Raw genomic sequence first — 26,112 nt, forward strand, 5'->3', positions numbered from 1 at the left:
TATAAAATAAACTTAGTTTATAAAACAAACAAAGTTGCGATTGGTTATTATTATAAACCTAGAAAAAGCGACTAAAAAAACTCAATATATAACCTGCAACAGGTTGGTTATTTTTGCCTGATTGCAACACAAAAACAACGACTATGAAAATAGCCATAGCGCAATTAAATTACCACATTGGAAATTTTGAAGGCAACCTACAAAAAATGTTGAAAGCTACCGCTACTGCCAAAGAACAAGGTGCTGACATTGTTGTCTTTGGGGAATTAGCTGTCACAGGATACCCACCACGAGACTTTTTGGAATTTGACGACTTTATTCGACGCAGCGAAGAGGTCGTCAATACCTTGGCAAAAGCAGCGGCAGGGATAGCAATTGTTGTTGGAGCGCCTTGCCGAAATCCAGTCATTGAAGGAAAAGATTTGTACAACTCCGCTTATTTTTTGGCAGAAGGAAAAATTCAGCAAGTAGCGCACAAAGCGTTGTTACCTACTTATGACATCTTTGATGAGTATCGTTACTTTGAACCTGCTAGTGAATTTAAGGTTGTGGATTACAAGGGGTGCAAGATTGCTTTGACTGTCTGTGAAGATATTTGGAATGTTGGCAATGAAAACCCGTTGTATAAGATTTGTCCTTTAGATGAGTTGATGCCACAAAATCCTGATTTTGTGTTGAATTTATCAGCTTCACCTTTTAGTTTTACACATGCTAGCAATCGAATTCATGTCCTAAAAGCAAATGTAGAGCGTTATGGAAAACCCATGTTTTATGTCAATCATGTAGGGGCACAAACGGAGATTATTTTTGATGGGGGTTCACTGGTTATGTCGCCAGATGGTAATGTGCACGATGAGTTGCCTTATTTTGAAGAATGTATTCGTACATACGATTTAGAAACGGTTCAAAAAGGAGGCGTGCATCAAGTACAACCAAAAGAGAAAATGACCTTGATTCACGATGCTTTGGTGACAGGAATACGAGATTATTTTGGCAAATTAGGGCTAAAAAAAGCAATTTTAGGACTTTCGGGGGGGATTGATTCTGCGGTTGTTGCGGTCTTAGCACAACGAGCGTTAGGTGCTGAAAATGTTCGTGTGTTATTAATGCCTTCTCAGTTTTCTTCCGATCACTCGATCAATGATGCAAGAGAATTGGCACAAAATCTTAACGTTCAGTACGACTTAATTTCAATAGAGGAGGTGTATGCATCTTATGAAAAATTGTTAAAACCCCACTTTGCGGGAACAACATTCAATGTAACAGAAGAAAATATCCAAGCACGAATTCGAGGGATGCTGCTGATGGCTATGTCCAATAAATTTGGCAATATACTACTCAATACTTCTAACAAGAGTGAAGCTGCTGTTGGGTACGGAACATTGTATGGCGATATGGCAGGAGGTCTTTCTGTCATTGCTGATTTGTACAAAACAGAGGTCTTTGCATTGTCTAGATATATGAATAAAGACGGAGAGGTAATTCCTGAAAATATTATTACGAAACCGCCTTCTGCTGAATTGCGCCCTGATCAATTTGATTCTGACAGCTTACCAGATTATGATACCTTAGATGGGGTCTTGTATCAATATATTGAGAAGCGGCAAGGTCCAAGAGAATTGATAGCAATGGGATACGATGAAAAATTAGTCCGCCGAATTTTGAGAATGGTCAATCAAAATGAATTTAAGCGGGCACAAGTAGCACCTATACTGAGAGTTTCTGCCAAAGCATTTGGAATGGGTCGCCGAATTCCAATTGTTGGTAAATATTTGAGCTAAAAATAGCGAATGTAATTATCAGGTCGCCAATTTTACTTAGGTAGAGTTGGCGACTTTTTATTACCTCTCAACAAAATTAGTTGCGAACATTTATTTTACAGAGTCAAAGAGGCAAATCTCTGATTTATCTCCTACCTTTGTATTATTAGAATATTTCGTGGATTGTTTTAGAAATTAGCAGCGGCGCAGCTAACTATAGATAAACAGTTCCTTTGTGTTATTATCAATTTAGAAATTATACAACATGAAAATCACGTTCCAATTTTTACTCCCATTGCTATTCCTTTTTAGTAGCTGTCAAGATCCTGTTGAAGAAAAAAGTGCTGAGGCTGTTGCGGCTTATGAAGCAGAAGAATATGCCAAAGCCATTGAGCTAAACAAGGAGGTGTTGACTTTAGATTCTAATAATATACAGACTCGGTACAATCTGTTTGTTATTTACAAGTTGCAAAACCAAAATACACTAGCAATGAAAGAATTGCAGCAGGTGTTGGCAATCAACCCTGATGAATTGATTGCTAATATAGAGCTTGGGTTATTATATGATAAAATGGATCAGGCAAACGATGCTATTCCCTACTTGAAGAAGGCTGTTGTATTGGAAGATGACAACATTGCTACTCAAATGGCTTTAAGTAGGTGTTACCAAGAAATTGGAGAAAAACAATTGGCAATGGCACATGCTAATCGAGTGTTGGAATTGGACAACAGAAATATAGAAGCTTTGGACAATTTGGCAACGATTTCCGAAAGTGAGGGATTAATTGATCGGGCTATTGGTTATTACCATCAAATTTTAGAAATAGATTCCAATTACGCTGAAGCATATCCTATGATTTCTAATTTATATAGCTCTATCGGAAATGCAGAGCAATCTGTTTATTATGGTCAAAAAGCATTAAGTGTATTTCCCAATAATATTGACATGCTCAATAATATGGGCTTTATTTATTTGGAATTAAATGACTATCCCAATGCCTTGAACTATTTTGATCAAGTGATTGCCCAAGATTCTTCTTATGCGTATGCGTATAATAATAAAGGCTATGTGTTGATTCAAGAAGGCAATTATGCAGCTGCGTTAGAAGCCATTCAAAAATCCTTAGCATTGGATAATAATAATGCTTATGCTTATCGAAATATGGCAATTTGTTATGCTAATATGGGAGATAGAACAGCTAGCTGTGAGGCATTAGAAGCAGCAGAGAAGGTGGAGTACGGACTTAGAATAAAAGCAGAATTAGCAGAATTAAAAGCAGCATATTGCTAATTTTTGTCTATGTTTTTTGTTTTAAGTTGCTGATTATTATGGTATTGGTATCGGGGTTTGTTCTATGATTGACCTAGGGTGTTTTTGTCTGAATTTTGACGACGCATTATATTTGTTGTTATACAGAATAATAGTTCGTTGAAAAACTTTATTAGTTTACTTCGTGAGTGCTGCGCAGTTGATAATCAACAAGTTGTTTCTTTGTTGTATTTTGTATTAAAAGCTTGATTATCAAGCTAATATGAATGTGTTTTTTTATCTTTTTGGTAAAAAAGTAAAAAATCAACGAACTACTAACAGAATAAATACTTTTTTAATTAAAATCTTCAGTTATGAAAACCCCTTTCTTTACCTTGCTAGTTGCTTTCTTTTTACTAGCATCTTCTAATGTGAATGCCTCACATCTTTCTGGTGCAGAATTTCGTTTTGAACACGTTAATGGCAACGACTATATTGTAAGCTTGTACATTTATAGAGATTGTAACGGAATTAATGTGCCAAGTATTGTGACTGTCAATATGGAGAGTATAAATTGTGGCATAAACAATAATATTACTTTACTTCAAACATCAGGTCCAACAGTAGTGACAACTATACCAGGCTCTCAAACTACTTGTATGGGGGGAATGGTGCAAGGCTATGAAGAGTATGTTTATAGTGATACGATTACTTTTCCTGCTCAATGTACAGATTGGTATTTTAATTGGAACTCTTGTTGTCGAAATTCGGCAATTACCAATCTAGTAAATCCAGGATCAGCGTCAATGTACATTGAATCTACGTTTGATAATACCATTGTTAATAATTCTCCAACGTATTTTATTGACCCTATTTTTTATGGAAGCATGGGGGCTAATTTTTCAGTTGCTTTAGGAGGGTTTGATGTAGATGGGGATCAATTGTTGTTTAGTTTGGCAGCTCCAGCAGATGGTGCGAACTCTTCTGTTGCTTTTGCTTCTGGGCTAAGTGCGGCACAACCTTTGGATATTTTAGCTGGGTCAACCGTTTCTTTCTCTTCTACTACTGGACAATTTAACTGTGTATTGGCTTCGGGAAGTCAAATTGTTGTCTTTGATGTCATTGTAGAAGAATGGAGAAATGGACAAAAAATTGCAGAACACAGACGTTCGCTACAGATTTTGCCAATCAATTTGGGGAACAACAGTCAAATGTTAGCGCCACCAACCGTTGGCAACCCAACCAATGGTACGGTTGTAGATGCGTACACTTTAGAGTATAACACGCCAGGGCAAGCATTTGGTTTTAGTATGTTATTTAACGATCAAGATGCCAATGATGTTATTACTTACAATGCTGCTTATTCTACCTTGGAAACGATTTTTCCTAATGCACAAGTGACGTCTAGCAATCCCAATGGCAACTTAAATGAGTTGGAGTTAAGCATTAGCATTCCAAATCCAAAGCCAACACTGTTCTCTATTGTAATTGAGGAAAACAATTACTTGCAACAAAGTTTCTCTTATGAGTTAAGAGATGCCAATGCTACTCATGTTGACAATCTAGAAAATCCCTTTACTAATGTACGTATTTATCCTAATCCTGTTGACAAAACCACAACATTTGAAGTGCCTGATATGATTTACAAAACATTAGAATTGAATGTGTTTGATATGACAGGACAAGTGGTGCAAACTCAAGCGAAGGCAGGAACAAATGTGTTGGAGTTTAACCGTGGCGATCTTCCTGCTGGTGTATATAGCTTTCAACTAAAAGGAGATGGCAAGATGGTTAATACTGGATTGTTACAATTAAAATAAATAGCTTTTTAAGAATCATTACTCCGTCGAAGAATTGTATTAGTTTAGCTTCGCTGCTACTACGTGGTACTTCGTGAGCGCTTTGCTTTTAGTTAGCTTTGTTACTCCCTTCGGTCGTGAGCTCGCACAGCTCGGTTCGCTGCTACTTCGTGGTACCGTGTGAGGGCTTCGCAGTTGATTATTAGTAAGATGTATTTCTATTAGTCTTTGCACTAAAAAACTAAGCTTGCCGAGTAGGCTTGTGCTAGTAGCACAAAAGCCCAAGTTCATGACCAAAGGGAACTAGCCTTGTGCTCTCATGAGCGAACCGAGCATAGCGAGCTCACGACCGTAGGGAGTAACAAAGCGAATAATAATCAACGGGGTATTAAAGAATAAAACCTCAATAGAGTTGGATGAGTTGTTAGGAATTTTTAGGACGCATATACCCAAATCTCGTTTAATTCTTATGTAATACACCTTACCAACAGTTTTTAGTTAAGAAACCGTCTTGAATATATTCGAGATGGTTTTTTGTTGTTTATACCTAATTTAATCTCTACTCTATCGAAAATATAGCATGAAATTGGATATATCTTTGTATGTTGATATGCTGTAGGTGCGCCATCATGGTAAAAAGTGATTCAAGAAGAATCCAACGTCGTATCGTGAACTATTCTTAAGCACCTACCTATTTTATGAATTATATTAACAAGAGTTCGCCAGACGTTTTTTATTTAATTTGGTTTACAACTACCTAATAAAAAATAAAGCGAGCGACTAAATTAATCGATAAGAATGAGAATATTACTATTGATTCAACTGTTGTTTGGTACCTTACTAATAGGACAAGTGCCTCTGAGCAAGGATTATGTGAAGGAAAATTACAAAAAAGCAGTTTATCAAATCCCAATGCGAGATGGCGTTAAATTGTACACGATTGTTTATAGCCCAAAGGATAAATCTAAAAAGTATCCCTTTTTAATGCAAAGAACTTGCTATAGCATTCGTCCTTATGAAAAAGGTGTCTATCGTCGGAGTCTAGGACCATCTCCCTATTTAATGCAAGAAGGGTATATCTTCGTTTATCAAGATGTAAGAGGGCGATATATGTCGGAAGGTACCTTTGATAACATGCGTCCTCACATAACAGGAAATGATGTTAACAATAAAGAGGCAATTGATGAAAGTTCGGATACTTATGATACGATTGATTGGTTGTTAAAAAACATAAAAAATCACAATGGTAGAGTGGGACAGTGGGGAATTTCTTACCCTGGGTTTTATACGGCAGCGGCGATTCCTGAAGCTCATCCAGCACTCGTAGCTTCCTCTCCTCAGGCTCCAATTAGTGATTTCTTTTTTGATGATTTTCATCATATGGGAGCTTGTTTACAAAGTTACCTAAAGGCTTATCCTGTTTTTGGAATTCAAAAAGAAGAGCAAACGACTAAAAGTTGGTATGATACAGGATGGGAAAAGTTAAGTGCGTTGGAATTGGATGAGAACGATGCTTACAAATATCATAAAGCATTGGGACCTTTGAGCAAGGTAAGTGAAGTTTATGAAGGAAATTTCTTTTGGGAGCAAATGGTAGAACATCCTAATTATGACGACTTTTGGCAAAAACGGAGCATCTTGCCACATCTAAAAAAAGTGAACCATGCCGTTATGACAGTAGGTGGATGGTTTGATGCCGAAGATTTATATGGACCATTAAATATCTATAAAACCATAGAAAAAAATAATGCTCAAAATAAAAACACATTGGTTATGGGACCATGGTCGCATGGCGATTGGTCACGAGAAAAAGGAACTCAATCTGTTAATCACATTTATTTTGGCAAAGAAATATCTACTTTTTATCAAAAAAATATCGAATTTCCTTTCTTTGAATATTATTTGAAAGACAAGGGAGATCTAACATTGCCAGAAGCGTATTTATTTGATACAGGAAAAAAAGAATGGAAAACGTTTGCTGTTTGGCCTCCAATGGTTGAACAACCAACTCGATTGCGTTTTGCGCCCAATCAAAAATTAATCATTGACAAAGAGGTTGATTTAAAGGCAACTTTTAGTTATATTTCAGATCCTGATAATCCTGTTCCATATCGTTCGGAAGTGACGCCTGTACGCTTTACGCCTCGTCAATTTATGACAGACGACCAACGTCATGCTTCTAAACGAGCGGATGTATTGACCTTTGAAACAGAAGTATTGGTAGATGATTTTACCTTGTCGGGAGAGATTATGGCGAAACTGAATGTGGCTATTTCTACAACAGACGCAGATTTTGTTGTTAAAATTATAGATGTGTATCCTGATGATGAGCCTGCTACAGAAGCAACCCCACCTAATGTCGCCATGGGAGGCTATCAGCAATTGGTTCGCAGTGAGGTGTTTAGAGGTCGCTTTAGAAATAGTTTTTCTAAGCCAGAGCCTTTTAAACCCAATCAATTGGATTATGTAGAATTTCCATTACAGGACATTTTGCATACGTTCAAGAAAGGGCATAAAGTAATGATTCAAATCCACAGTACTTGGTTTCCTTACATTGATAGAAATCCTCAAAACTATGTAGAAAATATTTATAAAGCAAAAGAAGAGGATTTTGTTAAAAGCCAGATTACTTTATTGGGAACTAGCGAGATTGTTATTGGTGGAAAGAATAATTTTACGCCCAAATGAGATTAATATTTGTTTAACACAATTATTAAAAAAAGCCTACTTAGCTATTAGATGTTATGTAGGTTTTTTTATGAAATAACTAGTACGGAAGTTTATTGAAAAGATTTAAGAAATAATTCAGGAAGGTCAATTAGAAAGTAGATTTGAAATGGATCTTTTAAAATTAAATTTTAATTTAATTTAATTAGTTAATAAACAATGGGTAATGTGTTTTTTTTTGACTGTTTAAAATGATTGTTTTGGTTTAATCTTCTATTTAATTCTTTTCCTTAGAAGAAGACATTATTGATTATTATTAAGAACTTTAAAGTTAGCAGTTCAACATAAAATCATATTCTTCATAAAATAGTTAAAATCACTTTACGACTCTAACAATTGATAAGCGCCATACACTAAGTAGTTGAATACAAGTTTCTGTATTGGGATAAATGTTATAAACAGACTTTTTGATAATTATTTAGTTAGAGAATGGTGAACTGCACACACACATATATATATTTAGTATTAAGTAACCGTTCACTATAATTTATAGGTTAATTCCATTTTTTTGCACCACTCTTCATCAAAAAATTGCTTTAGTGTTCCAAGTGAATTGTTTGCTAATATTCCTATTCTATAGTTTGACGAACATTAAATGTGATTAAATTTTCCACCTATATATTTGCTTGTTCGATTACTGATTAATCTCATAATTAATTAATCTTATGTATTATTATCACTTATTACTGGGCATTTTGATTAGCAGTTCTTGTATTCAAGCTCAGAACTACAAACGGATGATGAATGATATGGACGTCAATTTTTATGATGTTTGTAAAGCCGCTGATCGTTATTTTGAAACCCACAGTAAAGGAAAAGGTTCTGGATGGAAAGGTTATCAACGATGGAGAGCATGGAATGAATCTCGTTATTATCCTTCAGGAGATCGGAAGAATATAGACCCCTATTTTCTAAAACATGCTTATGAAGCTTTTTTGAGGGACAACCCTCAACCTGAAAATTTATATCCAACAGGGTGGAATGATTTAGGCCCTTATGATGCCAATAATATTACCACCCATTACTCCCCAGGAATTGGACGAGTAGAGTGTTTTTATGTTAATCCTAATAATACACAGCAGATGTATTTGGGATCTAGAAGTGGTGGTTTTTGGAGAACAGGGGATGGTGGTTCTACTTGGCAGAATACAACTGATTTTTTGCTAGCTTCTGGTGTGAATACAATGGATGCTTCTCCAACTAATTCGGATTCTGTGATCATCAACATTCGAAATGCCTCCAATGGAGCTTCACATGGGATTTATCGTTCTAGTGATGCAGGAGCAACATGGACATTGACAGCTTTTAATTCAACGAACTTAAATTGGGGTGGGGTAGGAGATAATTGGCAAATATATAAAATTGTCTATCATCCAACTATTCCTAATTTGGTGTTTGTAGGAACAAATGCGGGTTTGTATCGTTCAACTGATAATTTGCAAACATGGACGAATTTGGTACCTGGTACACGAATTACAGATATTGAATTTCACCCCAATAGTGCAAATATTATTTATCTATACGATGGAAATGATTTTGGAAGTAACCTGTCTGTAATACTGCGTTCAACAGATTTTGGTTTAACATTTTCTCCCTCGGCTCCTATTGGTGGAAACAATGATGCTAAAGGAATTCTTGCGGTTACACCAGTCTGTCCCAATTGTGTTTATTTTGCCTCTAATAATGGTGTGTGGCGTTCGGATGATGCAGGGCAAAACTTTACTTTTTTGACTAACCCACCTTCAGATTGCGATGGTTTTGCGGTATCTGATGTAGACTCTTTACATTTGTGTTATGGCGATGTTGATACGTATGCGAGTTCAGATGGAGGATATAACTTTACAAAAGTAACTGAATGGACGACAGGGAATAATCCAGATACAACCTATATACATGCAGATTTGAGAACAGCAGAATGTATTAATGGTGTATTTTATGTAGGAACGGATGGCTATTTTTGCAAAAGTCCGAATAATGGACAGTCTTGGTATCGAATGAACGACGGTACTGGAATTCGTGAGTTTTACTCGGTCGGACTTAGTCAGTCCAATTCAAAAGTACAAATTGCTGGTTCACAAGATAATGGTACCAGTATACTCTCTGATTCTGGTTGGATCGAATGGTATGGAGCTGATGGTATGGAAGCTATTGTGCAGCCCTTAAATGATCAGTGGATGATTGGTAGCTGGCAATTTGGAGGACGTCGGAGAACGAATGATGGAGGAGCAAGTGGTGATAATCTTAGTGCGCCAGAAGCAGGTACTGGTGCATGGGAGGCACCTTTAATTATTGACCCTAATTCACAAATGAAGGTATACCACTTCATGGATAGTTTGTATGTTTCAGACGAATTCGGAGAAAGTTGGCGTTCTGTTGGAAATCCTAGTTTTTTGGGAAACATTCAGGTCGCTGCGATAGCCGAGAATAACTCTGATAATATTGTTGTGGTTCAGTACTCTGAAATAGAGTTATCACAAGATGGAGGGCAAACATTTACCAATATTGGCGCTGGACTACCTTTGTATTTTATTACAGACGTAGCATTTGACCCTAAGAATGATAGTACAATTGTAGTGACGTATAACCATTATCAATCAAACAACGAAAAAATCTACTTATCACATGACATGGGGCAGACATGGTCTGATATTACTTATAATTTAGGAAATATGCCTCTTCATTCTGTTGTTATTGACCATACCAATGCTTCTAATATTTATGTTGGAGCAGAAATAGGAGTATATTATAAGCCTATGAATTCAAATACATGGGTATTGTACAACCCAAGTTTGCCAAATACGACAATTGAAGACTTAGAAATTCAGTATGGTACGAATACAATACGAGCTGCAACGTGGGGGAGAGGTTTGTGGGAATACAGTTTGGTGGGGCGGAACAGTTTTCCTGCCATTTTAAAAACAACAATTACGGATCCTCCGACTTTAGAAGCTCCCAAAATGGGATCTTTGCAAGATGTTACTTCCGTAATTTCTTATAATAATAATCTGACAAGTGTATACGTCAAATGGTCGGCGAACAACCCTACTTTCGACAGTACCATATTGATGACAAATATTGTTGATAGTACTTGGAAAACGGCTACTCCATTGCCTATTTATCCTACTGGAACAAAGCTTTATTTTAAAGTGTATGCGGTGGGATCAAATGGAGATACAACGGAAACGTATAAGTTTATGTATACGGTTCGACCTTTGGAATATTGTGCAGCAAGTGGTAGTATGTTGTATGATGCAGCAGCAATTACCTTCGTAGATTTTGCGGGAATATCGCGATCTTCAGGAAAAACACAATCCTATACAAACTATACAATGACAGATTCTGCTACAGTTGTGTTATCTAACACTTACACATTGACCAACCATTTGAATACAGATGGGGATAATATCTTTGAAGCTAAGGTCTGGATTGATTGGAATCAAGATTTTGATTTTGAAGATGTGGGAGAAGAATACTACATGGGGGTAGCTGTTGATACTTTTAATGGTCCAACAGATGTATCACCTTTACCGATTACCGTTCCTGCTAATGCTGCTATTGGAAAAACTAGAATGAGAGTGGCTTGTTTAGATTTTAATCCAACGGCTTGTATGTCTGAAGAAGGAGGTGAAGTAGAAGATTATACTATTATTGTAAAGTCAGTTGGTTTAGGAGTCTCATCAACGATTACAACTCCTGTCCAGATTTTTCCAAACCCAACTAAAGGAACTTTTAGTGTAGATATGGGGGCATATTATGAGTCCATTGAAATTCAAATTATGGATGTCGCAGGCAAACTAGTTGATACGAAAACCTTCAAAAATAAGCAGACAATGAATTTAAATTTGGGGGAAGTAGCTGGTGTGTATGTGCTAAAAATACATGCTGATGAGATGGTAGGCACTTATAAAATAGTTAAAAAATAGTGAACTTTTATCTAGGGCGTTCGTAAATTAAAAAAGTAGCTAAGAGTCAATCTCTTAGCTGCTTTTTTATAAAAAGAATTACCCCAAAAAGCTCGAAAAAAGCTGTATATTGGGGTAATACCAAAATTTTTGCACTTACAATATCGAAATAAAATGTCGCAGTTAACATTATTTGCCTCAGAAATTGAAAATAGCCTAAAGTGGCAGATATTTAAATCGACAGACATAGGGCGTCTTTATCAATGTATTCCCCTTGAGGATTTAGCACAGTATTTTCCAGCTTTGCCGAAAAAAGGAAAAGATAGAATAATGAATGATCAAGGAGGGATAGCTCTTCAAATATTAAAATCATATCTAAACTTAAGCGATGCCAAATTGATAGCTCGGGTGAATACAGATTGGAGCTTACAGTTATTTTGCGGAGTCAATTTCGGTTTACATACTCGGATAAAAGACCAGGATTATGTTGGTCGATGGCGTCGTTGGTTATCTTCATACATGGATGTTCAAGGCTTACAAGAAATATTGCTAAAACATTGGAAAGAAGATTTATCAGACCAGCAATCTTGTCTAATGGATGCGACTTGTTATGAGAGCCATGTTCGTTTTCCAACCGATGCTAAATTGCTATGGGAATGCTGTGAATGGGTGTTTGAGACAATGTTTAGCATATGTAAAGATCATCGTATCAGAAAGCCTCGTTCAAAATATAAGGATAAAAAACAAGGATATAGCGCCTATTCCAGAAGGCGGAAAAAAGGCTATAAAAAGACCCAAAAGATCAAGAAACAATTGTTGTATCTATTAGAGAAAGGCTTGTGGCAACTGACTGAAATTATAGTTCAATGTAGCCCTGAAATCGCCCAGAAGGAAAAATTCCAAATGCGATTAGGTGTGATTTATAAGGTACTAGAGCAACAACAGGAGATTTATGAAAAGGGGGAAACAGCTGGAGCAGATAGAATTATCTCTTTAGCCAAACCCTACCTTCGCCCTATCGTTCGAGGAAAAGAAACCAAACGAGTAGAGTTTGGAGTAAAAGCCCATATGTTTGAAATAGGCGGGCTTTGTCTGATTGAGCATTTATCATTCAATGCGTTTAATGAATCAACAAGATTGAAGTCCACCGTTCGTCTCCACCAACAATATATTCGCAAGAAGGTAAAAATGTTAGGTGCAGATAAAATATATGCCACAAGAGAAAATCGGCGCTGGTGCAAAGCCAATGGCATTATTACTAACTTTGTTCCATTGGGACGCCCCAAGAAGCAAGAAAAAAACGCTGTCCAATCTGTCGCTCGAAAAGCATTAGATAAAGAAAGGTCTACGGTTTTGGAAGGCGCTTTTGGGAATCAAAAGATGCATTACAGTTTGGGTAGAGTTCGAGCCAAAACAGCAAAAACGGAAATACTGTGGATTGCTTTTGGCGTTTGGACTGCCGCAGCTATGAAAATCGCTCGTATAAGGGAGAATAAAGCTGCGCCGCCTCAAAATAGCACTCCAAAAGCAGCTTAATCAAGTCGCATACCCATTGCACTGTGGGATTACTATGCCTTGACTTGAATGAATTGCTCTTTTTTAGCTAAAAATATTGGAAGTATGTCATAAAAGGCGAAAGAGATTACAAAATCTAAAAAGCTCCCTCCAAATATTATTTGGAAAGAGCTTCTTCGACCTTTAGTGCAGGGAATGCCTAGCTATGGGGTTTGAATCAAGAATCCTTTGTGGAGTATTATTTACTACGCTCAAGAGGGCGTAAGTTTAGTTGCGCTACTTCATCGTTTGGCTGTTTGGTTTTTACAGAAAACTAAATGCTAGCTTTGTATTGGTTTGCTTTGTTAGGTTTTATCTGTTGATTATTAATTTTTTATGGTGTTAAGTGGTGTAATTTTTATAATCAACTGTATAGTACTCATGAAGTAAAGATTCAAACCCCATATTTCTTCTTTTTTAAGGAATGTTTATTATCGATTTTATTCCGAACTAAAAATGTTTAAATTCCTTATGAACAGTACAAAATGAATGTTTTAAATATTGTGAAAACCTCCAAAAACTAATATCTTAAAGATTGTATACACCACATAAACAGCAATCTTATGAATTATAAGTTATTATTAGGAATTATAATTGGTTACGCATGTAGCCTACAGGCTCAAAATTACAAACAATTGATGAACAATATGGATGTCAATTTTTATGATGTTTGTAAAGCGGCAGACAAGTATTATGAAACGCATAGTAAGGGGAAAGGGTCTGGATGGAAAGCCTATCAGCGCTGGAGAGCATGGAACGAAGATCGTTATTATCCTTCAGGCGATCGAAAAAATATAGATCCTTTCTTTCTGAAACATGCTTATCAAGATTTTTTAAGTAACAATCCTCAGCCCGAAAATTTATATCCAATGGGATGGAATGATTTAGGTCCCTATGATGCCAATAACATTACGACGCATTATTCACCAGGAATTGGTCGTGTAGAGTGCTTTTATGTTAATCCTAATCAGACACAACAAATGTACATGGGATCTAGAAGTGGAGGATTTTGGAGAACAGGAGATGGCGGTGCTACTTGGCAAAATACAACTGATTTTTTAGTAGCTTCTGGGGTAAATACAATGGATGCTTCACCTACAAATGCCGATTCTATTTTAATTAATATTAGAAATGCTTCCAATGGTTCTTCGCATGGAATTTTTCAATCAGGAGATGGTGGAGCAACGTGGGCATTGACGGCTTTTAATCCCACAAATTTGAGTTGGGGAGGCTTAGGGGATAATGACCAAATTTATAAAATTGCTTATCATCCAACTGTTCCCGATTTAGTGTTTGTGGGAACTTCTAAAGGCTTGTATCGTTCAACAGATAATCTACAAACATGGACGCAATTGTTACCCAATACCGACATTACGGATATTGAATTTCATCCCAATAGTGCTAATATTATTTACTTATACGATACGTATTACTGGGGAACCAATCAATCTGTAATCCTACGATCAACAGATTTGGGATTAACGTTTACACCTTCTGCTACAATTGCAGGAAATAATGATGCTGAAGGAATTATTGCTGTGACACCAGTCTGTCCCAATTGTGTTTATTTTGCTTCTGATAATGGTGTTTGGCGTTCGGATGATGCAGGACAAAACTTTACTTTTTTAACCAATCCCCCTTCTAGCTGTGATGGCTTTGCGGTTTCAGATGTGGATTCTTTGCACTTGTACTATGGTTATTTGGATACTTATGCTAGTTCAGATGGAGGTTATAATTTTACCCAAGTAACAGATTGGGCCAATAGTGCGCCCGACACAACCTATGTACATGCAGATTTGAGGACAGCAGAATGTATCAATGGTGTTTTTTATGCAGGTACAGATGGCTATTTTTGTAAAAGCCCTGATAATGGGGCATCTTGGTATCGAATGAATGATGGGACAGGTATTCGGGAATTTTATGCCGTAGGGATTAGTCAGTCCAATTGGAAAGTTCAGATGGCAGGTTCTCAAGATAATGGTACGAGTATCTTGGCTGATACAGGTTGGATTGAGTGGAATGGAGGTGATGGCATGGAAGCAATAGTTCAACCTTTAAATGATCAATGGATGATTGGTAGTTGGCAGTTTGGAACTCGCCAACGGACACAAGACGGAGGACAATCTAGAAATGGTATAGGTTCACCAGAGGGAGGAAATGGAGACTGGCAAGCTCCTTTGATGTTTGACCCTAATTTACAAATGAAAGTCTATCATTGTATGGATAGTTTGTATGTTTCCGATGAATTTGGCGATGGATGGTATAGTGTCGGTACACCTAGTTTTAATGGAAATATCAAAATAGGTGTTGTTGCAGAGAACAATTCAAACAATATTATCTTGGTTCGAAATGATGCTATAGAGCTATCACAAGATGGAGGGCAGACTTTTTCTAGCATTGCAGCAGGCTTGCCAGGGCATTCTATTACTGATGTGGCTTTTGACCCTAAAGATGACAATACCATTGTTGTTACCTATAATCGTTATCAAGCAGATAATCAGAAAATATACCTGTCGCATGATATGGGACAAACGTGGACCAACATTACCTACAACTTAGGTAATATGCCATTGCGTACTGTTGTTATTGATCATACGGATGCTTCTAATATTTATGTTGGGGCAGAGATCGGTGTCTATTACAAACCGATGAATTCAAATACGTGGGTATTGTATAATCCTAATTTGCCTAATACAACTGTTCGAGATTTAGAAATCCAGTATGGAGCCAATACTTTGAGAGCCGCGACATGGGGCAGAGGTTTGTGGGAATATCACTTGGTGGGGCGTCACGATTTTCCAGCGATTTTAACCACAACCATTACGGATCCTCCGACTTTAGAAGCCCCAAAAATGGGATCTTTGCAAGATGTTACTTCCGTAATTTCTTATAATAATAATCTGACAAGTGTATACGTCAAATGGTCGGCGAACAACCCTACTTTCGACAGTACCATATTGATGACAAATATTGTCGATAGTACTTGGAAAACGGCTACTCCATTGCCCATTTATCCTACTGGAACAAAGCTTTATTTTAAAGTGTATGCGGTAGGATCAAATGGAGATACAACGGAAACGTATAAGTTTATGTATACGGTTCGACCTTTGGAATATTGCTATTCCGAAGGAAATATGGCCTACGGAACAGGCATTACATTGGTAGAGTTTGCAGGCATTGCGCGTACTTCTGGAAAAACACAACCTTATACAGATTATACCTTAACAGACTCAGCACGTGTTATGGTGTCCAATAGTTATAACCTGAGAAATAATTTGAATACAGATGGTAATTATGCCATTTATTCTAAAGTTTGGATTGATTGGAATCAGGATTTTGATTTTGATGATGCTGGAGAAGAGTATGATTTGGGATTTGCTCAAAATACAGGTAATGGTGCGACCATCTTATCGCCTTTAACCATTGCAGTTCCTGCTAATGCCGCTATTGGGAAAACTAGAATGCGGGTAGGTTGTTTGTATAATGCTGCTCCAACAGCTTGTATGACAGGTGGAGATGGAGAGGTTGAAGATTATACGATTATTGTAGAACCGATTGGTCTGGATGTAAAAACGACGATTGCGACACCTGTTCAAATTTATCCAAATCCAACAACAGGAATATTTAGGGTAGATCTAGGGGGGACTTATGATGCTGTTAAAATAGAAATAATGGATGTGGCAGGAAAAATAGTAACACAAGAACTATTTGAGCAAACTCAAGTAATGGATTTGAAGTTGGGAGCAGCAGCAGGAGTTTATGTCATCAAAATATATGCGGATAACACGGTGGGAACCTATAAGATTATTAAAAAATAATGCTTACCGAAGGATCAAATTTGAGTTAAAGAAAAGGATTAAAAGCATAGTATGAGAATTAGCCTATTCATTTTGACAACAACGATTATACTAGGGAGTTGTCAAAGCGCTCCAAAAGAAAGTACAGAAATGCCTGTAAAAGGGGAAAGTATATTAAAGCAACAACGATTGATACACCCCAATCTAAAGCAAGGGCGATACAATGTTGCTTTTTTAATTATGGATGGGGTTTACAATACAGAGTTGACAGCACCTTTTGACATCTTTCAACACACTATTTTTAGAGATAGTATCCAAGCAATGAATGTATTTACCGTTGCCAATAAGGCGGATTATGTTAGAACATTTGAGGGAATCCACATTGTTCCAGATTTTAATTATTTAGAGGATAGTTTGCCAACAATAGATATTTTGGTAGTGCCTAGTGCTGAACATCATTTGGATAGTGATTTAAACGATCAAAAAATGTTGGCTTTTGTGCGTGAAACGTCCAAGAAGGCTATGTATGTTATGTCTCATTGTGATGGAGCATTTGTTCTAGCCAAGAGTGGTATATTGGAGGGGCGAGCATCCACAACATTTCCAGCAGATATAGCTGCTTATCGCCAAATGTTTCCTAATTTAACCATCCACGAAGATGTTTTATTTGTGCATGATGGTAAATTTATTACCTCAGCTGGTGGAGCAAAATCTTTTGAAGCTTCTCTCTATCTTTGTGAATTGTTGTATGGAAAAAAAGTAGCCGATCAACTGGCAAAAGGATTGGTTATTGATTGGAATTTGAATGGTTTGAAATATTTGAATGTAGCCGAAGAGTAATGACCAAAAAATTAGAAATATTATACCAAGATAATTGTATGGTTGTTATCAATAAGCCAAATGGTTTGTTGGTGCATCGCAGTGCAATAGCTAATGACGCAGAAGAGTTTGCCTTGCAATTATTACGAGATCAAATTGGGCAATTTGTCTACCCAGTACATCGTTTGGATCGAAAAACTTCAGGCGTATTAATTTTTGGTTTGGATAAGGAAAGTACTCGGTTATTGCAACAAGAAATAGAACACCAGCAAACTAAAAAAGAGTATTATGCTATTGTTCGAGGCTATTTCCCTGAAGAAATGGTGGTCGATTATGCTTTGAAAAACGATAGGGGAAAAATACAGGAGGCAGTGACAGAGTTTAAATGCTTAAAAAGGACAGAACTAAATATTCCTTTTGGCAAACATTCAACTTCTCGTTATTCACTCATTGCCGCTTATCCAAAGACAGGACGAATGCATCAAATTAGAAAACATTGCAACCATTTGAGACATCCAATTGTTGGAGATAGACCGCATGGTTGCAACAAGCAGAATCGTTTGTTTAAAGAAAAATGGGACATGATAACTATGTTGCTTCATGCCAAAAAAATAGAACTTCAGCACCCTGTAACTAGACAAAAATTGACAATCCAAGCCACGTTTCCCAAAGAGTTTTTACGGATGCAAGAGGTGTTGTTATTGGAATAATTAATTGTACACTCAATACTAGTTAGTTGTACTATTGCTAATTTAAATTTATCTAATAAAAATAACTATGGCTTCTAATCAATACGCTGTAAAAGTAACAATCGGGCAAAATGGTCTTACATCAGATATCGACATTAACCAGCATCATCTTAAAGCAGATGAACCACAATCAGTTGGCGGAAATAACGAGGGACCTACTCCTTATGAGTTGTTGTTGTCTAGCCTTGGCGCTTGTACTGCTATGACGCTAAAAATGTATGCTTCTAGAAAAGAATGGGAATTAAAGGAAGTAGTGGTTGAGTTGAGTCATTCTAAGGATTATCACCAAGATTGCATAGATTGTGAGAAATCTTCTGCAAAAGTAGATATCATAGATCGACGCATTCATATAACAGGCGATTTGGATGAAAAACAAATCGAACGCTTGATGAAAATAGCAGACAAATGCCCTGTGCATAAAACATTAACAAGTGATACTATCATTAAAACAACATTAGCAAAATGAAACAATTGATCTGGATACTAGTCCTATTTTTTTTAGGAGCTTGTAACAACAACAGCCAAGAGGCGAAGTCATTGATTGGCAAATGGAAAATATATAAAACAGTACTAGATAACAAAGACATTAGCAAAAGTTCAGACCCTTCTAATGAGAATGGAATTGAATTTAAAGCAGATGGTCAATATGTTGGCTTTGGAAATCCTGGACATCAAGGCGCTGGTACATACGAATTAAAAGATAATGTGGTTATCTTTAAAAGTGAGTTAACTCCAGGAAATACAGAAGCAGAAATGACATTAGAACAAGATACTTTGCATTTAAAAATGTTAATGGATGGTTCTAAGCCACTATCAATGAGTTTGTATCGAATGGATTAAGGTTTGACTGTAAAATCGGGACAATCCAAGCGAATGTCAGTGTTTAGTAATTTTTCATTTAATAAATTGCAAAAATGATCTCCTTCATTTTTTGTATAGAATTGGCAATTGTAACACATTCGTTGCACTTCCAAAATACCTGTTTTATTCAAACGGAGAATCAAGGTACTAAGGGTATTGAATAAGTGCTCTTGCTCTTGTTCTGGTAAGGCTCCTATTAGTTTATAAATAGGCGTCGTAAAATGCTTTGCTTCAGCAATAATTGCTTGACCTGCTGGAGTAATAACGATAGAATAGGCTCTCTTATCTATCGCAGAAGGATGTTTGTCAATGAGCTCTTTTTTCTTTAATACTTTTACGGCATCGCTAATGGTAGGTTTGGAAACATTAAATTCTTTGGCAAGGTAACTGACATTACACAAATCTTCAGCATGATACTCTACAAACATTAAAATTTGAATTTGAATGGGGCTAAGACCAATGACCTTAGAATGTTGCCATAGCAATAGCCTGAATACTTCAGAAACACGTTCTAGCCCAGCTACAATTTTACTTGTAAAGTCATTGTTTTGAGTCGATAAATCAAATGCACTATTTTTCATAAAATTAAAGATTGCCTGTAAGATATTTTCTTACAGGCTAAGTTAGTAATCCTAATTATATAAGTCAAAATTAGGTGCAATTTTCTAACTCAATAATTGTATATCCTTTGGTTTGTATGCCTTGTACAATTTCTTGAGTAGCTTCTTCTATATGACAAAAGTTACACCTTTTACTGCTTAAATCTACTGTCTCAAATGTTTTTTGTTTTAAATAATCTTTCCCAAATGTTAGGATTTGTTCTTGGTCTGTCAAATCGTTCGGAACCAAAATATCAAAATGCATTACTTTTCCATCTAAACGCTTGACATAGGTATCCCATACGGCAACTTTCATAAATTGTTAGTTTAAAATGATTAATTTTGAATCTTTTAGATCTCCAGTTGCGTTGTCTATAATTTGGAGTGTATAGGTACCACTAGCTCCTATAGACGATACTGGTATTGTAGTATTCGTTTGTTGGATGGTTGTTTGATAGGCTAGCATGCCTGATATGGTAAATATTTGAACGGAGTATGCACCTAAATTAATTGTATGGTCTAATTCTAAATTTACAACCGTTGATGCTGGGTTAGGGTAAACCTTGATCGTAGAAGGATTGATTAAACCCAAGCCCGTTTGTTGAGAAATATTCATAGTAAGGGTATCACAGCTATGTGTCCCAACCGAGTAAGGTAGTCCTAAATTGCCCGATGCAATATCCAAAACTTCGTATACACCAAGCATCGGGCGAGTGCTGTCTGATGTATTAACTTGCATATATGCGGAGACTCCATCGTAATTAAATTGATCTTGGTAGTTTACTCTGTACAAAGGAACTGTACAAGTAATCGTACGCCCTGATTGAACAACAGGGAAGCCTGGACTATCCATATACATCGGCATTCCTGGATTGGTTGGAGGCAGAGTACTCGATAGAGAAGTTGCTTTGACCGCCAAACCACCTGCAACGCTTGTGTCATTGACTAATAATACCCAATGAGGGTGCCAAACTATTCCGTCATTCGAATAATTGGCATCATTGTTTTCATCCCAAAGCGGCGTATCGTCAAAATCAGGATGAGAGGTTAATGCTAGAGCAACAATTCCGGTAGTTGTATCAAATCCTACATCATAAGCATTCAACGTGGTAGGGAAAACGTAACCAAGTACTGGTGCACCATCCAAAGCTCCTATGGCTGTGGGAACAGAATCGCCAGCAATTCCATGCACTTCTATTGAAAAAACGAGTTGTTGTAATGCCGCATTTTTTGTGACAGACACATTGCTAATTTCAAAATCTTGTGCAGAAAGTGTTGTTAAGGATAGTAATAATAATCCAAAAATAGTTTGTAGTTGTTTCATTGTTTCTAAAAATAAAAGCATAGCTAAGATATAATTAGTAGTCCTAACTATATGGATGAAGAAATTATTTTAGATCTTTTAGTGAAGCTCCAAAATTAATGTGCAGAACATTGCCATTAGGGGTAACAAGTGCAGGGACAGATTGTACGCCATATTTCTCGGCTTCCGTTATTTGAGAAGGGCTTTCGCCTAAGTGGATAACTTCTACATTGGAAGGGGCAATTAAGTTTAAAATTTCTTGCTCTGCTGAAACACATACAGGGCATCCTGCGTGATAAAAAATAGACTTGTTCATAATTGTTTAGTTTAAGTGAAGCAATATTGCTTGGCACAAATATAGTTAGGATTCCTAATTAAAAAAATTATTTTGAAATTTTTATTATTAACCAAGCCAATTATTTTTTTAAATAAGATTGAGATTGGGTGGTTTAAGGCAGCTGAAAGAAGGCTTAAACGTTATAAAAATAGGTAGTTATAGATAGCTTAGACCAACCGTTTAACTGTTGGTTGAATTTAAAAGAATGTCGCAAATTGTTGTCCCAATTGTTTTAAATAAGGGAGCCCTTCCACCGATTCTAACATGAAAGAAGGCAAACTATCTAATCCTAGACAGCCTGCTAAAATTCCTGTTGTAATAGAAGCAACAGAGTCTACATCTCCACCTAGGCAAACTGATTTTTGAAGAGCATCAAAAGGGCTTTGTGCATATTTAAGCAAATACAAAACACAACCAGTTGTATACATTGAATCCGAAGGAACGCCCTTGATACCTGCTAAAAAATAGGGCGCTTGAATGGGTTGCGAACCACATAATATTTCAAAGTGTTCGGAAGTGAGCAAGTCATAATCAGGCAGCTGATTTACCTGTCTCAAATAGCGAGAATAGCCTTGATTAAAAGCAATCGTTTGCAAGCAATAAGGAATGATATTGAAAGCATTTCCTTTTTTTCTTAATAGGTATTCTGCTGCTCTAGCAATAGCTTGGCTAGCTAAAATTGCTTGAATATTAGGATGAGTTGCCTTGGCGTTAATGGCGGCATAAGCATTGATCAAAGTAGAGGAAACTAAACCTAGAGGAACTGCTCTCATCGCAGGGGCATTGCCAGGATTGGGGCGATTTTTTTGAAAGGCGCGAATTTCTTCTATTGTTTTTTCTCCTGAGTAGTACCAACTCATAGAACCATGACCATTTCTCCCAAAACCTTTTTCGGTGATCCCTTTTTTATATTCTTCTTCCCATTTTTGAAGTAATAATTGTTCTGAAAAATTTTCTGATGAAACCAGTGCCTTAAATACGCCAATTGTCATTTCCGTGTCGTCGGTATAATCCCAAGCAGTATAGTTTTTTGTAAATGCTGTTATTTGCTCTGGGGGGACAGGTATGGATGCCCTTGCATTGACAAAAGAAGAAAAATCTACGGTAGCTCTAATCCAGTCTCTATCTTGAAATTCTACTCCAGCACCAAAAGCATCTCCAATAGCCGTTCCTATAAGTAAATGTTGAAGATTCATGATATGTATGGTTCATCAATAAGCAATTAAGTGGTTGGTTGTTCTATTTGACTTAATCGAAAACTTTCAGCCAAAACAGTTGAAATAATAATTACTCCACCGATAATGGTTCTCAATTCGGGAACTTCTCCCAAAATAAGGAGCCCTATTAATATACCATAAATAGGTTGAGTGCAGCTAATAATACTAGCGGTAGTCGTAGAGAAATTTTTTAAACTATACAAAAATAACGTATGCCCAATAGAAGTTGTTAATAAAGCCAATAAAATAGTGGCTGGTAAATACTTCACCAAATTAGAATTGTCTAATATTCCCACAAACGGAGCCCACAATATAGCAATCGTTAATAATTGGTAAACCATTAATACAGAACCATTGTAGGTATCAACCTTAGATTTCATCATAAGATTGCGAAAGGCATAACAGACAGCTGATAAGACTCCAAATCCAACGGCTTTAAATTGACTGTTCTCCAAACTGAAATCAGGCACCAAAAAATAAATGCCAATCAATACCAATAAACAGAGTACAAGGTGGAAGGCAAGAATTTTTGTTTTTAAGAATATGGGCTCTAAAATGGCCGTAATTGCTGGAAAAGTAAATAGCGAAAGCATTCCTATTGCTACGTTTGACAACTGCAAGGCATAGAAATAGGTCGTCCAATGCAAACCTAACAGAATGCCACTGATAAAAACTGTTTTTCTATCCTTGGGCTGAATGGTCAGGGAAGCTTTTTTCCATTGGCAGAAAATAAACAGCACAATGCAGGCGAGGAGTGCTCGAAGCTCTATGACAATCGGACTAGGCATATTGATATACCTTCCTAATACCCCTGATGTACTGATAAAAAGCATGGCTAAGTTAAGCTCTAATAAGTTTCTAAGGAGGTTGCCTTTGTTCATAACAATATTTTAGTAGTCTACTCTATTTAGTAGCTCGTTGGTTAGCTTTGCTGCTACTGCGTGGTTTCAACGAACTATTGTCTATTGTCAACAAGGTATTAAAATTCTACTAATTAGATGACTTATGCAGAATTGAATAAATCCTGTTGTAATGAAAGCGTCTATTTACTTATCATCAAAAATGATCGAGATAGGACATTATCCTCTGCTTTTCTCTTCCATTAGAAAAAAATAGCCCTCTTTTATTGGCATGAGATTCTTCATTGAATTCCATCTTATTTTGTAGAATGTAGTTGATAAGTATTTGTTTAAGAAAGGGAAAGCTTGACAATAGAGCAAACAATGGAGCGTTTTTTATGTTATAAATGGTAATGATTATCCCCAAAGGATAGTTGGAACAGTAGAGTAGGTATCTGTACTTACTTCTTATCAATCCTCTATTTTGTATGTTCTGTATATGTTTGATGGTGTGATAATCATTACATTATTAACCTATATAAATACAAGAAAATGAAAAAGAGTATCGCAGGAATATTGACAGGAGTAGGAGCAATAGGATTAATTATTGGTGTTGTTATGCTTTTTATTGGAGAGTTTACAGAACCAAGTGCATGGATTGGTCTGATATTAGGGATTATCTTTTTCTCTTCGGGAATTGGTTTGCTCAAAACTACTCGAAGTACTAGTGCATAAGATAAGTAAAAAAGAGTGTTTAATTTGTCATGAATTTTCCAGCCAAAATTTGAACTAAAAATAGAGCGTATGCCCAATTTTTAGGCATAGGCTCTAGGAGGATTACGCTTCTAGCTGTTCTAAGGTTTGAGCCAAAAATTTTTTAGGTAACTCATGCTCAGGATTGATGAGGATAGCTTGTTCAAAATAATCTTTTGCTTGTGCATAATCTGAGGATTTGAAATAGCATTCTCCAATAGAAAAAATAGCCAAAAAACTATTGGGATTGACAACCAAAGAATGCTTAAAGTCTTCAATGGCTTCCTTCCAACGACCTAAATCCATTTTGCAAAAGGCTCTATTGTCAATTGCTTCAAAAAAATGCGGAATTAATTCGATGGCTTTAGAATATTTGCCAATCGCTTCTTCATGTTTTTTTTGATTACTCAATTGATAGGCTTCTTTATAATACTTACTAGCGTATTGAACAACCTCATCGACATTACCAGTTTGCTTAATATATTCTAAATAACCAATCAAGTCTTCATCTTCTATAGACGTAGAATAGAGTAACGTCGGATTTTCAAAACCGTTTTTGTCAATAGGAGCGTGGTAGGCAATGACGCTCAAATTATCTAGTTCTTCTACTGCTGGTAAACTAGCGACTGGAGCATAAATTTTGACATGGTAGGTATTAAATTCAGCATCAAATTTTATCAATTTAAATAAATTGAATTTATCTTCCTGTTGCGTGTAAAAAATATCTCCAAGGGTAAATGTGTTATCGGGGGGATTCATTGTAATGTCGTTTTAGATTAAAATAATAAGCAAGATAGTTTGTTTGAAAATAGTTTTAACAACCATTATTGAAACCATTTACTTTTACGGTATGTAATAAAAAATTCAAGTATCAAAAGCCCTAAAGCAATCGCTACGAAAATCTGAAAATAAGATTCATAAACATCAAATTCTTGTTGCTCAAATTCTGTTTTTTCTAGTTTTGCCATTTTGTTGACTAATTTGGCAATAATTAAATCTGGGTTAGAATTGGCTTTGTAAAAATTTCCACCACCACTTAGGGCAATTTTTTTGATCAAATCTGTGTTCATTTTACTTTGAACAATTTGCCCGTCTTTGTCCAATTGAAACTGTGCATAGCCTGCATCTTTAATCGGAATTGGTGCACCAGATTCAGTGCCAACACCAACAACAAAAGTAGTGACCCCATTCGTTTTGGCTTCTTTGGCAGTTTCTACGGCATTTAACTCATGGTTTTCACCATCTGTAATGACAATCAAGGCACGTTGTTTTTTTTGTTCTTCTTTACGTCCCAATTCTACCACCATATCAATAGCAGACTCAATAGCCGTACCTTGTGTGATATCTAACTTAGGACTAGCGGTTTGTACAAAAAGTTGTGCGGCGGCGTAATCCGTTGTTAGAGGCATTTGTAAGTAAGGGTGTCCTGCAAATAGAATCAATCCAACTCGATCTCCTCGTACTGCTTTGACCAATTTTTGGGCAAATTGACGAGCACGTTCCATCCGATTTGGTTTGACATCTTCTGCCCACATACTTCTAGAAATATCCATTGCAATAAATATATCGACTCCTTCTCTTTTGACGGATTGGGTTTTATTACCCATTCTTGGATTGGCCATTGCTACCACCAAAAATGCCATAGCAAGCATAAGGATACCAAATTTTAGAGGTCCCTTGATACGAGAAATATTAGGAGCAAGTCGTTCCAATCCTATCAGTGCCCCGAAGTGTTCTCTAAGTTGATTGTTGTGTAGCGTAATGCCTACAAACAATGCAATGAGTACAGGAATACAGAGTAGTAAATAAAAATAATTGGGTTGCTCAAAATGTAACATAGGTACTGT

General features: G+C 36.5%; 20 protein-coding genes. 12 read left to right on the top strand and 8 right to left on the bottom strand.

Going from position 1 to position 26,112, the window contains the following annotated elements; genetic code table 11:
* Positions 1-143 precede the first annotated feature (143 nt).
* From CG11_RS16575 to CG11_RS16625, 11 genes are all read left to right on the top strand, one after another.
* Entirely contained in the window at positions 144-1,781 is a 1,638-nt protein-coding gene (locus tag CG11_RS16575; RefSeq protein ID WP_052597920.1) for an NAD+ synthase, read from the top strand.
* A 244-nt stretch (positions 1,782-2,025) separates the two neighbouring features.
* On the top strand, positions 2,026-3,051 hold the full coding sequence (locus CG11_RS16580) for a lipopolysaccharide assembly protein LapB (protein WP_052597921.1): 1,026 nt from the start codon (positions 2,026-2,028) through the stop codon (positions 3,049-3,051).
* Positions 3,052-3,383: 332 nt separating this feature from the next.
* Positions 3,384-4,829 carry a T9SS type A sorting domain-containing protein gene (locus tag CG11_RS16585; RefSeq protein ID WP_052597922.1) on the top strand — a complete coding sequence of 482 codons (1,446 nt, stop codon included), beginning with the start codon at positions 3,384-3,386 and terminating at the stop codon, positions 4,827-4,829.
* Between the two features lie 777 nt (positions 4,830-5,606).
* Entirely contained in the window at positions 5,607-7,496 is a 1,890-nt protein-coding gene (locus CG11_RS16590) for a CocE/NonD family hydrolase (protein ID WP_052597923.1), read from the top strand.
* Between the two features lie 704 nt (positions 7,497-8,200).
* A complete protein-coding gene (locus CG11_RS16595) occupies positions 8,201-11,458 on the top strand; it encodes a GEVED domain-containing protein (RefSeq protein WP_081909577.1) in 3,258 nt (1,085 codons plus the stop codon).
* A gap of 153 nt (positions 11,459-11,611) precedes the next feature.
* Positions 11,612-12,973 carry a transposase gene (locus CG11_RS16600; RefSeq protein ID WP_052597925.1) on the top strand — a complete coding sequence of 454 codons (1,362 nt, stop codon included), beginning with the start codon at positions 11,612-11,614 and terminating at the stop codon, positions 12,971-12,973.
* A 581-nt stretch (positions 12,974-13,554) separates the two neighbouring features.
* The gene (locus tag CG11_RS16605; RefSeq protein ID WP_052597926.1) at positions 13,555-16,809 is read left to right on the top strand and encodes a GEVED domain-containing protein; all 3,255 of its coding nucleotides are present in this window, start codon (positions 13,555-13,557) and stop codon (positions 16,807-16,809) included.
* Positions 16,810-16,860: 51 nt separating this feature from the next.
* The gene (locus CG11_RS16610; RefSeq protein WP_052597927.1) at positions 16,861-17,628 is read left to right on the top strand and encodes a DJ-1/PfpI family protein; all 768 of its coding nucleotides are present in this window, start codon (positions 16,861-16,863) and stop codon (positions 17,626-17,628) included.
* Positions 17,628-18,317, top strand: a complete 690-nt coding sequence (locus CG11_RS16615) for a pseudouridine synthase (protein ID WP_052597928.1) — start codon at positions 17,628-17,630, stop codon at positions 18,315-18,317. The genes CG11_RS16610 and CG11_RS16615 overlap by 1 nt, the downstream gene beginning before the upstream one ends.
* Before the next feature lie 67 nt (positions 18,318-18,384).
* Positions 18,385-18,822, top strand: a complete 438-nt coding sequence (locus CG11_RS16620; protein ID WP_052597929.1) for an OsmC family protein — start codon at positions 18,385-18,387, stop codon at positions 18,820-18,822.
* Positions 18,819-19,196 carry a hypothetical protein gene (locus tag CG11_RS16625; protein WP_052597930.1) on the top strand — a complete coding sequence of 126 codons (378 nt, stop codon included), beginning with the start codon at positions 18,819-18,821 and terminating at the stop codon, positions 19,194-19,196. The genes CG11_RS16620 and CG11_RS16625 overlap by 4 nt, the downstream gene beginning before the upstream one ends.
* On the opposite strand, the gene CG11_RS16630 is transcribed toward CG11_RS16625, so the two are convergent.
* From CG11_RS16630 to CG11_RS16655, 6 genes are all read right to left on the bottom strand, one after another.
* Positions 19,193-19,798: a MarR family winged helix-turn-helix transcriptional regulator gene (locus tag CG11_RS16630; protein ID WP_052597931.1), complete on the bottom strand. Its 606-nt coding sequence runs from the start codon at positions 19,796-19,798 to the stop codon at positions 19,193-19,195. The genes CG11_RS16625 and CG11_RS16630 overlap by 4 nt on opposite strands.
* Before the next feature lie 70 nt (positions 19,799-19,868).
* Positions 19,869-20,132, bottom strand: a complete 264-nt coding sequence (locus tag CG11_RS16635; protein ID WP_052597932.1) for a DUF2024 family protein — start codon at positions 20,130-20,132, stop codon at positions 19,869-19,871.
* A 6-nt stretch (positions 20,133-20,138) separates the two neighbouring features.
* Positions 20,139-21,140: a T9SS type A sorting domain-containing protein gene (locus CG11_RS16640; protein WP_063833130.1), complete on the bottom strand. Its 1,002-nt coding sequence runs from the start codon at positions 21,138-21,140 to the stop codon at positions 20,139-20,141.
* A 64-nt stretch (positions 21,141-21,204) separates the two neighbouring features.
* Positions 21,205-21,435, bottom strand: a complete 231-nt coding sequence (locus CG11_RS16645; protein ID WP_052597933.1) for a thioredoxin — start codon at positions 21,433-21,435, stop codon at positions 21,205-21,207.
* Positions 21,436-21,653: 218 nt separating this feature from the next.
* Complete coding sequence (locus tag CG11_RS16650; protein ID WP_052597934.1) at positions 21,654-22,652, bottom strand: ADP-ribosylglycohydrolase family protein; 999 nt, start codon at positions 22,650-22,652, stop codon at positions 21,654-21,656.
* Between the two features lie 26 nt (positions 22,653-22,678).
* On the bottom strand, positions 22,679-23,554 hold the full coding sequence (locus tag CG11_RS16655) for a DMT family transporter (RefSeq protein WP_052597935.1): 876 nt from the start codon (positions 23,552-23,554) through the stop codon (positions 22,679-22,681).
* A gap of 510 nt (positions 23,555-24,064) precedes the next feature.
* Here CG11_RS16655 and CG11_RS16660 point away from each other — a divergent pair.
* Positions 24,065-24,247, top strand: a complete 183-nt coding sequence (locus CG11_RS16660) for a hypothetical protein (protein WP_052597936.1) — start codon at positions 24,065-24,067, stop codon at positions 24,245-24,247.
* 102 nt (positions 24,248-24,349) lie between these two features.
* Here CG11_RS16660 and CG11_RS16665 read toward each other — a convergent pair whose 3' ends face one another.
* The gene (locus CG11_RS16665) at positions 24,350-25,024 is read right to left on the bottom strand and encodes a tetratricopeptide repeat protein (RefSeq protein WP_052597937.1); all 675 of its coding nucleotides are present in this window, start codon (positions 25,022-25,024) and stop codon (positions 24,350-24,352) included.
* Between the two features lie 65 nt (positions 25,025-25,089).
* Positions 25,090-26,103, bottom strand: coding sequence for a VWA domain-containing protein (locus CG11_RS16670; RefSeq protein WP_052597938.1), 1,014 nt, complete (start codon positions 26,101-26,103; stop codon positions 25,090-25,092).
* Positions 26,104-26,112: the final 9 nt, after the last annotated feature.

The organism is Aureispira sp. CCB-QB1 (genome assembly GCF_000724545.1).
Taxonomy (GTDB): domain Bacteria; phylum Bacteroidota; class Bacteroidia; order Chitinophagales; family Saprospiraceae; genus Aureispira.

Coding starts and splice junctions, on each gene's coding strand:
- CG11_RS16575 (WP_052597920.1), top strand. CDS start 144: ATGAAAATAGCCATAGCGCAATTAAATTACCACATTGGAAATTTTGAA.
- CG11_RS16580 (WP_052597921.1), top strand. CDS start 2,026: ATGAAAATCACGTTCCAATTTTTACTCCCATTGCTATTCCTTTTTAGT.
- CG11_RS16585 (WP_052597922.1), top strand. CDS start 3,384: ATGAAAACCCCTTTCTTTACCTTGCTAGTTGCTTTCTTTTTACTAGCA.
- CG11_RS16590 (WP_052597923.1), top strand. CDS start 5,607: ATGAGAATATTACTATTGATTCAACTGTTGTTTGGTACCTTACTAATA.
- CG11_RS16595 (WP_081909577.1), top strand. CDS start 8,201: ATGTATTATTATCACTTATTACTGGGCATTTTGATTAGCAGTTCTTGT.
- CG11_RS16600 (WP_052597925.1), top strand. CDS start 11,612: ATGTCGCAGTTAACATTATTTGCCTCAGAAATTGAAAATAGCCTAAAG.
- CG11_RS16605 (WP_052597926.1), top strand. CDS start 13,555: ATGAATTATAAGTTATTATTAGGAATTATAATTGGTTACGCATGTAGC.
- CG11_RS16610 (WP_052597927.1), top strand. CDS start 16,861: ATGAGAATTAGCCTATTCATTTTGACAACAACGATTATACTAGGGAGT.
- CG11_RS16615 (WP_052597928.1), top strand. CDS start 17,628: ATGACCAAAAAATTAGAAATATTATACCAAGATAATTGTATGGTTGTT.
- CG11_RS16620 (WP_052597929.1), top strand. CDS start 18,385: ATGGCTTCTAATCAATACGCTGTAAAAGTAACAATCGGGCAAAATGGT.
- CG11_RS16625 (WP_052597930.1), top strand. CDS start 18,819: ATGAAACAATTGATCTGGATACTAGTCCTATTTTTTTTAGGAGCTTGT.
- CG11_RS16630 (WP_052597931.1), bottom strand. CDS start 19,798: ATGAAAAATAGTGCATTTGATTTATCGACTCAAAACAATGACTTTACA.
- CG11_RS16635 (WP_052597932.1), bottom strand. CDS start 20,132: ATGAAAGTTGCCGTATGGGATACCTATGTCAAGCGTTTAGATGGAAAA.
- CG11_RS16640 (WP_063833130.1), bottom strand. CDS start 21,140: ATGAAACAACTACAAACTATTTTTGGATTATTATTACTATCCTTAACA.
- CG11_RS16645 (WP_052597933.1), bottom strand. CDS start 21,435: ATGAACAAGTCTATTTTTTATCACGCAGGATGCCCTGTATGTGTTTCA.
- CG11_RS16650 (WP_052597934.1), bottom strand. CDS start 22,652: ATGAATCTTCAACATTTACTTATAGGAACGGCTATTGGAGATGCTTTT.
- CG11_RS16655 (WP_052597935.1), bottom strand. CDS start 23,554: ATGAACAAAGGCAACCTCCTTAGAAACTTATTAGAGCTTAACTTAGCC.
- CG11_RS16660 (WP_052597936.1), top strand. CDS start 24,065: ATGAAAAAGAGTATCGCAGGAATATTGACAGGAGTAGGAGCAATAGGA.
- CG11_RS16665 (WP_052597937.1), bottom strand. CDS start 25,024: ATGAATCCCCCCGATAACACATTTACCCTTGGAGATATTTTTTACACG.
- CG11_RS16670 (WP_052597938.1), bottom strand. CDS start 26,103: ATGTTACATTTTGAGCAACCCAATTATTTTTATTTACTACTCTGTATT.